The sequence below is a fragment of the Frankia sp. CcMO1 genome, assembly GCF_977945845.1.
The window spans coordinates 1-8,979 of the sequence record NZ_CDWTMG010000207.1; the positions used below are offsets into that span (position 1 = coordinate 1).

An 8,979-nucleotide genomic window follows, 5' to 3' on the forward strand; every position below is an offset into this window, starting at 1 on the left:
CGCGCGACGGGCTCGCGGCCCCCACCGGGCGGGCGGCGGCCCCCACCGGGCGGGCGGGAGCGGCCCGTCCCGCCGGGCTTACCGTCGTCGACCAGCCGCGCGGCGGATCGGATCGTTCCGGGGTCCGCTCGTGACCGGCGTATCGGCGGGTGGTGAGCCCGTCGCCGGTGTACCGGTGGATGGCCCGCCCTCGCCGCGGGCCCCGCTCGCGGCCACGCGCCGCCGCCCCGCACCGGTCCCGACGCTCGCCGAGCCCGTGCTCGTGCCGAGGCCGCACGCGGTGGTCGTGGCCGGGGCGCGACCGAACTTCATCAAGATCAAGCCGATTCTGGACGCCCTCGACGTGGAGGGTTTCCGGACCACGCTCGTGCACACCGGTCAGCACTATGACGAGGCGATGAGCGAGGTGTTCTTCGCCGATCTCGGGCTGCGTCCCCCTGACCATCACCTCGCGGCGGGATCGGGCTCCCACGCCGTGCAGACGGCCGCGGTCATGACGTCGTTCGAGCCGTTGCTCGACCGGCTCGTCCCGGAGATCGTCGTCGTGGTCGGCGATGTCAACTCAACTCTGGCCTGTGCGCTCGTCGCGGCGAAGGCGGGCGTGCCCGTCGCCCATGTGGAGGCGGGACTGCGCAGCGGTGACCGGTCCATGCCCGAGGAGATCAACCGCATTGTCACCGACCACGTGTGCGACCAGCTGTTCGCGACCTCACCGGACGCGGTGGAGCATCTGTACCGGGAGGGCCTGCCCCCCCGGGCGGTCCATCTCGTCGGCAACGTCATGGTGGACACCCTCCTGGCGTGCCGGGATGAGGCGCTGGGCCGGCCGACGCTGACCGAGCTCGGCCTGCACCCGGGCGGGTACGGCCTGGTGACCATGCACCGGCCCGCCAACGTCGACGATCCGGACGTGCTCGCCGGGCTGCTCGGGGCGCTCGGGGAGATCGCGGTGCGGTGCCCGCTGGTCTTCCCGGCGCATCCCCGTACGGCGGCGCGGCTGGCCGGGATGCTCCCCCCGGGGGTTCGGCTACTCGGGCCCGTGGGATATCTCGACTCCCTGGCGTTGCAGGCCGGGGCGCGTCTCGTGCTCACCGATTCCGGCGGCGTGCAGGAGGAGTCCACCGTGCTGGGAGTACCGTGCCTGACGCTCCGCGACTCGACGGAACGTCCATTGACTGTTACCGAGGGTACCAACCGGGTGGTGGGTCGGGACCGGCGGGTGGTGGTCACGGCCGCGTTCGACACCCTGGAGCGGCCGCCTGCGCCCCGGCGTCCGGCCCTGTGGGACGGCCACGCCGCCCGCCGCATCGCGCGAATTCTGGCCCGGGTGGTCGCACCCCCGCCGGAACCGGGCCGTCCGGGCGCACCGGATCCGGAGATCCGTCCGCCGGCTCGGGACACAGTGAGCCACCTACCTCTCTCTATGTAAACAATCTGACACACTATGTGTATGACTTCGAAGAAACTGGTGGTCGTCGGGCAGGGATACGTCGGTCTCCCGCTCGCGATGCGGGCGGTCGATGTGGGTTGGCGGGTCGTCGGGGTGGACGTGGACGCGAGCCGTGTCGCCCAGCTGGCCGCCGCGCGGTCCTACGTCGAGGACATCCCCGACAGGCAGCTCGCGGCGGCGTTGGAGTCGGGCCGGTACGAGCCGACGTCGGACTACGCCCGCGCCGCGGGGTTCGACGTCGCGGTGGTCACCGTCCCCACCCCGTTGCGGGAGGGGGCTCCCGACCTGTCCTACATCGTGGGCGCGGCGCACAGCCTCGCGCCGCTGGTCCGGCCGGGCGTGACCGTGATCCTGGAGTCGACGACCTATCCGGGGACGACCGAGGAGCTGTTCGCCCCGCTGCTCACCGAGGGTTCCGGTCTGCACCCCGGTATCGACTTCCATCTCGGCTACTCGCCGGAGCGGATCGATCCGGGTAACCGGGTGTGGAACCTGGTGAACACCCCCAAGGTCATCTCCGGGGTGCATGAGGACTCCCTGGCGGCCGTGAGCGCCTTCTACGACACCGTGGTCGAGCGGACGGTTCCGGTCGGCTCGACCCGGACCGCCGAACTCACCAAACTGCTGGAGAACACCTTCCGGCATGTCAACATCGCGCTGGTGAACGAACTGGCGATGTTCGCACACGAACTCGGCGTCGACGTGTGGGAGGCGATCGACGCGGCGTCCACCAAGCCGTTCGGGTACCTGCGGTTCACTCCCGGCCCGGGGGTCGGCGGCCACTGCCTGCCCATCGACCCGTCGTACCTGTCCTGGCGGGTGCGCCGCAGCCTCGGCCGCAGCTTCCGATTCGTCGAGCTCGCCAACGACATCAACGACCACATGCCCGACCACGTGGTGCGGCGGGTCACCGAGATGCTCAACGCCCGGCGACGGTCGGTCGCGGGCAGTCGCATCCTGCTGCTGGGACTTGCCTACAAGAAGAACACCGGGGATGCGCGCGAGTCGCCCGCGACGCGGGTCGCCACCCTGCTCGCTGACCTCGGTGCCCACGTGCGGGCGGCGGACCCGCACGTCGACGCGGCCCGGCTGCCGCCCCGGGTGACCCTGGTAGAGGTGGGTGCGGGGGAGCTCGCGACCGCGGATCTGGTGGTGCTCCTGGTCGACCACGACGCCTTCGACCGTGACCAGGTAGCACGGCATGCCCGTGCGGTCCTCGACACCCGGCACTGGCTGCCCACGCACGACCGGGGCCGCCGGCCGGTGGCAGCCGGCGGGGGACACCCGGTGATACCGGCGCAGGTTGCGCGGCACGACGAGCTCGCGTTCGCCGTGGAACCCCTGTGACGCCCTCCCCACCCTCTGACGCCTTCGCACCCTCGCGGCGCCCCACATCTTCCCGTATCTTTATGTAGTTAAATGATAACTGAAAATTATCATCATCGAGAGGGTGCGGGCGGAGGGGCGGATGCCATGCGGGTCGTCGCCACCGACGCGTGGTTCCATCACCGGCCAAGCGGGCGCAGGCGCCGGGGCCCGATAACGGTGCTGAAGGTGCTGAACCGGACGGAGCGCTCCGGCATCCAGCTGGGGGCCGTGAACCTGCTCCGCCGCCTCGACCAGGACGAGTTCCGGCTGTTGTTCGCGGTGACGCCCGGCGCGGCAGGGGCGTTCGACGGTGAGATCCGGGCGTTCGGCGGCGAGGTGTACCACTGCCGGGCCGACTGGCGCTTTCCATGGTCCTTTCTGGGGCTGTTGCGCCAGGTACGCCCGGACGTGGTGCAGGCGGAGGTGGTGCAGGCGGACGTGACGATCCTCTCCGGGGTGGTCCTCGCGCTGGCCCGGCTCGGGGGGGTTCGGCGCCGCGTCGCCTACCTCGCCGATGCCCCGGACCGGCACGGCGACAGCCTGGGCGGCCGGGTGCGGCGGATCGTCGGCCGGTTGCTGCTCGACCGGTTCGCCACCCATCTGGTCGCAGTGAGCGAGGCGGTGATGCGGGGTCTGTGGCGGGAGAACTGGCGGCTCGACCCTCGTTGCCGCGTTATTTACCACGGCGTCGAGCTGGAACCGGTCGGCGTCGCCATCGCGGCCCGCCGCCGCGCGGAGGAACTCGCCGAGGACGATCAGGAGCTTGTCACCGTCGTCCACGTCGCCTGCCCGGATTCGGCGAAGAACCGGGACCGGGCCGTGGAGATCCTCGCGGCGCTGCGGGGGCGGTCCGTGAACGCCCGGCTCCTCTTCGTGGGTCGTCAGGATGCCGCCGAGACGGCCCGGCTGGTCGCGCTGGCGTCCCGGTGCGGCGTCGCTGACCACGTCGAGTTCACCGGCGAGGTGCTCGAGATCCCGCGCCTGCTGGTCGCGGCCTCGCTGCTGCTGGTCACCTCCCGTCACGAGGGCCTGCCCGGCATCGTGCTCGAGGCCTGTGCGGTCGGGACGCCCGTGCTCTCCGCGGACCTGCCCGGGGTCGACGAGATCGCCCGGCTGCTCCCCGGCGTGACGATCCTGCCGCTGCGCATCTCCGACGCGGTCTGGGCCGGCACCGCCGAGATGCTCACCGCCGTTCCCCCGACCATTGATCAGCGCCGGGAGGCGATGCGTCTGCTGCGCCGGTCCCCGTTCACGATGGAGCACTGGCAACGCGACATCGCGGCGGTGTGGTCGTAGTCGGCGTCCCCGCCCGCCCGGGTACCGCCACCGCCCGGCCACGACCAGAGAGGACCGCCCACGATGAAGATCGTCACCTTGCTCGAGGCGGGGGATGGCCCGCGGTGGCCCGTTGCGCACGCCGTCGCCGAACAGGAGAGTGGGGACCACGTCATCGTTCTGATGCCCCCGCCCGACCACGTCGACAGTCCGCTGGCCCGGGAGTTGACCGCGGGCGGCGTGGAGGTCGTCGCGAGCCCCGTGCCGCGCCGGGGAGCGACGATCCGCCGTCAGGCCGGCGGGATTCTCCGGCTGCGGGCGGAGCTGGCCGCGCTCGGGGCGGACGTCGTCCACTACCACCACTACGCCTCGGCGGCGGCCGCCCGCCTCGCCACCGTGGGCACCACGATCACCCGCGTGTACATGGTCGCGAACCCTCTGCACCTGGACCACCCGCTGATCCGGCCGGTCGAGCGGGTGCTCTGCCGGCTCGATCACCTGCTGATCGCGCCGACCTCCGACGTCCGGCGCCGCTACGCCGCGCTCGGCCAGCCGGTGCGCCGCCTGCGCACCGTGTCCTACGGCGTGGATCTGGACCGGTTCACGCCGGCAGACGACCGGGAGCGCCGGGCGGCCCGGACGGATCTTGGTCTGCCCGAGGACGGGTTCGTGGCGGTGCAGGTGGCGCGCTTCCACCCGCCCGGTCGTCTTGTCCATCCGGGCCGGGGGGTGGCGGGCCACGAGGTACTGCTGGCGGCCTGGTCGCGGTTCGTCGAGCTGGGCGGCCGCGGCACCCTGATCCTCGTCGACGGGGCTCCCGAGGGCGGGGCTCCCGAGGACGGAGAGGATGTCGCCGGCCGGCGGAACGAGGCCGCGGCCCGTTACCGCGAGCGGGTCCGGGCCTGGGCCGGGGCGCTTCCCGGCGCGGCGGCGGTGCGCTGGGTGCACGGTGTCCGCGACGTGCGGCCGTACTACGCCGCCGCCGATGTGAACGTGGTGCCCTCCCGGGTGGAGGACTACGGCGCCGTCGGGGTGGCGTCGGCCTGCGGGGTACCGACCGTGGCGACGCGGGTCGGGGCGATCAGCGAGCTGGTGGACGACGAGACCGGCTGGCTGGTGGCACCCGGCGACGCGGTGGCGGTGGCGGAGTGTCTCACCGACGCCGCGGCCGGCCGGCGGGCACCCGCCGCGCGCGACCGCGGCTTCGCCGCGCGGGCACGGGCCGAGAAGCTGCTGGATCGCCGGTCGTTGAGCCAGGACGTCGTCGCTGCCCTGCACGAGGCCGTGCGCGGCGCGCGGTCGTGGCACGCGTGCTCCGGCCCGGGCCGGAGTGTGCCGGGATGCACCCGGGTACCGGAAGAATGAGTTCACCCGCAGGTGGGATGATTGTCGCCGAACATTCCGCCGTTGTGGGCAGGGACTGCCGGTAGCCTCCGATACTGTTAGCAGTGTTAAATCATTGCCGGAGTCGGCTGTGGCGACCTTGTTCGGGAGGCCCCGGCGGTTCCCGCCGACCCGGAGGGTCGGCGGGGTCACAGCGCCGCGGGCGCGGTGCGAGACGCGCCGGAATGCCAGGATGGGACGGAGCTGGCCGAGGCAGGCAGACGCCGGATGCGTGCCCACCCGGGACCGTGGGTCCGGCGTCACCACGGTGCGGCCAGCCGGGCGGGGCCATGGGAGCGAGCCCCGCCGCTCGCGGGTGGCGGGCGGTGGGCGACGAGAAGGAGAACGATGGACACCTTCGGCAGTACCGGATCGCTCGTGGTGGGTGATCGCACCTACACGATCAGGCGGCTGGACGCGGTGCCCGGGGCCGATCGACTCCCCTACAGCCTCAAGGTGCTGTTGGAGAACCTTCTGCGTACCGAGGACGGCGCGAACATCACCGCGGACCACGTCCGGGCGCTGGCGAACTGGGATCCCTCGGCCGCCCCCAGCCAGGAGATCCAGTTCACGCCCGCCCGCGTCATCATGCAGGACTTCACCGGCGTGCCGTGCGTGGTGGACCTTGCCGCCATGCGGGAGGCGATGGCCGCCCTCGGCGGCGACCCGTCGAAGATCAATCCGTTGGCCCCCGCCGAGCTCGTGATCGACCACTCGATCATCGCTGACCACTTCGGTCGGCCGGACGCGTTCGAGCTCAACGCGGCGCTGGAGTTCGGCCGCAACCGGGAGCGTTACCAGTTCCTGCGCTGGGGTCAGGAGGCGTTCGACAACTTCACCGTCGTCCCGCCGAACACCGGCATCGTGCACCAGGTCAACCTGGAGCACCTCGCCCGGGTCGTCTTCACGAAGCAGACGGCCGACGGGACGCTGGCCTACCCCGACACCCTCGTCGGCACGGACAGCCACACCACGATGATCAACGGTCTCGGTGTGCTCGGCTGGGGCGTCGGAGGCATCGAGGCCGAGGCCGCCATGCTCGGCCAGCCGGTGAGCATGCTCATCCCCACTGTGGTGGGCTTCAAGCTGACCGGCGAGCTGCCGACGGGCACCACCGCGACCGACATGGTGCTCGTCATCACCGAGATGCTGCGTCGGCACGGCGTCGTCGGCCGGTTCGTCGAGTTCTACGGCGACGGCGTGACGAACGTCCCGCTGGCGAACCGGGCGACCATCGGCAACATGAGCCCCGAGTACGGCTCCACCTGCGCGATCTTCCCGATCGACGCGGAGACGCTGAACTACCTCAGGCTCACCGGCCGTCGCGCGGAGCTGGTGGCGTTGGTCGAGGCGTACGCCAAGGAGCAGGGCCTCTGGCACGACCCGAGCCGCGAGGCCGCTTACACGACCACCCTCGAGCTGGACCTGTCCACCGTCGAGCCGTCGCTTGCCGGGCCCAAGCGCCCGCAGGACCGGGTGCCGCTGGCGAGCGCGAAGCAGGCCTTCCGGGCGGCGTTGGTCGACTACGCCCAGCCCCTGGTGCTCACGAACGGTGGCGCGGACGAGGCGGATGCCGAGTCCTTCCCGGCCTCCGACTCGGCGGCCGCATTCGCCGACAAGCCCTCCGACGCCCCGATCTCGGTGAACGCCGTGGCCGGGGACGTCGCCGCCCGCTCGTCCAACCCGACGGCGGTCACCCTCGCCGACGGCACGAGCGTCGAGATCGACCACGGTGCCGTCGCCGTCGCGGCCATCACCTCCTGCACCAACACGTCCAACCCGCAGGTCATGGTCGGCGCGGCCCTGCTGGCCCGCAACGCCGTCGAGAAGGGGCTCACCCGCAAGCCGTGGGTGAAGACCACCCTCGCGCCGGGCTCGAAGGTGGTCATGGACTACTACGAGCGGGCGGGGCTCGTGCCCTACCTGGACAAGGTCGGCTTCAACCTGGTCGGGTTCGGCTGCACCACCTGCATCGGTAACTCCGGGCCGCTGCCGGAGGAGATCAGTGCCGCGGTGAACGACGCGGACCTGGCGGTGGTCAGCGTGCTGTCGGGTAACCGCAACTTCGAGGGCCGGATCAACCCCGACATCAAGATGAACTACCTGGCGTCCCCGCCGCTGGTGGTCGCCTACGCGCTGGCCGGCACGATGGACATCAACCTCGACACCGACCCGCTGGGCACCGGCACCGGCGGGGAGCCCGTCTACCTGCGTGACATCTGGCCGAGCGAGGCCGAGGTCGCCGCGGTCGTCGGTGACGCCATCCAGTCCGAGATGTACGAGTCCGACTACGCCGACCTGTCCGGTGACGAGCGCTGGCGCTCGCTGCCGGTCGGTGATGGCGGGGAGGCGTCGCGGACGTTCGCCTGGGCGCCCGGCTCCACCTACGTCCGGCACCCTCCGTACTTCGAGGGGATGGCGGCGAAGCCGGAGGCCCGGACCGACATCATCGACGCCCGGGTGCTGGCGGTGCTCGGCGACTCGGTCACCACCGACCACATCTCCCCGGCTGGCTCGATTAAGAAGGACTCGCCTGCCGGCCGCTACCTTACCGAGCACGGGGTCGCGCCCGCCGACTTCAACTCCTACGGGTCGCGGCGCGGCAACCACGAGGTGATGATCCGCGGCACGTTCGCCAACATCCGGTTGCGCAACCGGCTGGCGCCGGGCACCGAGGGCGGGGTCACCCGGCACCTGCCCGACGGCGAGCAGTTGGCCATCTACGACGCCGCGCAGAAATACGCCGCCGAGGGTGTGCCGCTGGTGATCCTGGCCGGTAAGGAGTACGGCTCGGGATCCTCCCGGGACTGGGCGGCGAAGGGCACCTCGCTGCTCGGCGTGCGGGCGGTCATCGCCGAGTCCTACGAGCGCATCCACCGGTCGAACCTGATCGGCATGGGCGTGCTGCCGCTGCAGTTCCCCGTCGGCGAGTCGGTGGAGTCGCTCGGCCTGACCGGGGAGGAGACGTTCACCATCACGGGCCTCGCCGAGGTGGGCGAGAGGACCCCGTCCCTCACGGTACGTGCCGGCGACAAGACCTTCGAGGCGGTCGTGCGGATCGACACCCCCGGCGAGGCGGAGTACTACCGCCACGGCGGGATCCTGCTGTATGTCCTGCGCTCGCTGTTGTAGCCCACGGCCGATGATCCGGGGCCGGCGGGTTCGCTCCCGCCGGCCCCGCCCGCCGGCCCGCCTGTCGCCTGTCGCGCCTCGTGCGCTCCTCCCTCGCCCTGGTCGGCGTGCTGGGTAATTTACGTACTACCAAGAGTGATAAGCTTGCTGGGTGAACACGGACGGCCGTGCCGTCCGATCGTCACCATCCGTTGCGGTAGGGGGAAGTCCGAATGCCGCGTGGCACCCCGGAACAGAGTGGGCCCTCGGTACCGACGGTTCCGTCGGGAATCCCCGGTGAGCGGGTCACCCCGATCGTCCCCCAGCCCAGCGGGCCCTGGCCACGCCGCCCCCAGCCGGCCGTGGCCCGGGCGGGGCCGGCCGCGGACGAC

General features: G+C 71.7%; 6 protein-coding genes. 5 read left to right on the forward strand and 1 reads right to left on the reverse strand.

From position 1 onward, the window contains the following. Nucleotides 1-256 precede the first annotated feature (256 nt). From wecB to acnA, 5 genes are all read left to right on the forward strand, one after another. A complete protein-coding gene (gene wecB, locus AC08OU_RS19310) occupies nucleotides 257-1,429 on the forward strand; it encodes a non-hydrolyzing UDP-N-acetylglucosamine 2-epimerase (protein WP_476601081.1) in 1,173 nt (390 codons plus the stop codon). Between the two features lie 21 nt (nucleotides 1,430-1,450). Continuing rightward, complete coding sequence (locus AC08OU_RS19315) at nucleotides 1,451-2,797, forward strand: nucleotide sugar dehydrogenase (RefSeq protein WP_462202891.1); 1,347 nt, start codon at nucleotides 1,451-1,453, stop codon at nucleotides 2,795-2,797. 207 nt (nucleotides 2,798-3,004) lie between these two features. After that, a complete protein-coding gene (locus tag AC08OU_RS19320) occupies nucleotides 3,005-4,114 on the forward strand; it encodes a glycosyltransferase (protein ID WP_476601074.1) in 1,110 nt (369 codons plus the stop codon). Nucleotides 4,115-4,177: 63 nt separating this feature from the next. Further along, complete coding sequence (locus AC08OU_RS19325; protein ID WP_476601075.1) at nucleotides 4,178-5,458, forward strand: glycosyltransferase; 1,281 nt, start codon at nucleotides 4,178-4,180, stop codon at nucleotides 5,456-5,458. A gap of 366 nt (nucleotides 5,459-5,824) precedes the next feature. Next, a complete protein-coding gene (acnA, locus tag AC08OU_RS19330; RefSeq protein WP_476601077.1) occupies nucleotides 5,825-8,608 on the forward strand; it encodes an aconitate hydratase AcnA in 2,784 nt (927 codons plus the stop codon). A gap of 181 nt (nucleotides 8,609-8,789) precedes the next feature. Here the strand turns inward: acnA and AC08OU_RS19335 are convergent. Beyond that, on the reverse strand, nucleotides 8,790-8,979 hold a 190-nt coding region (locus AC08OU_RS19335), incomplete at its 5' end, for a hypothetical protein (protein WP_476605473.1).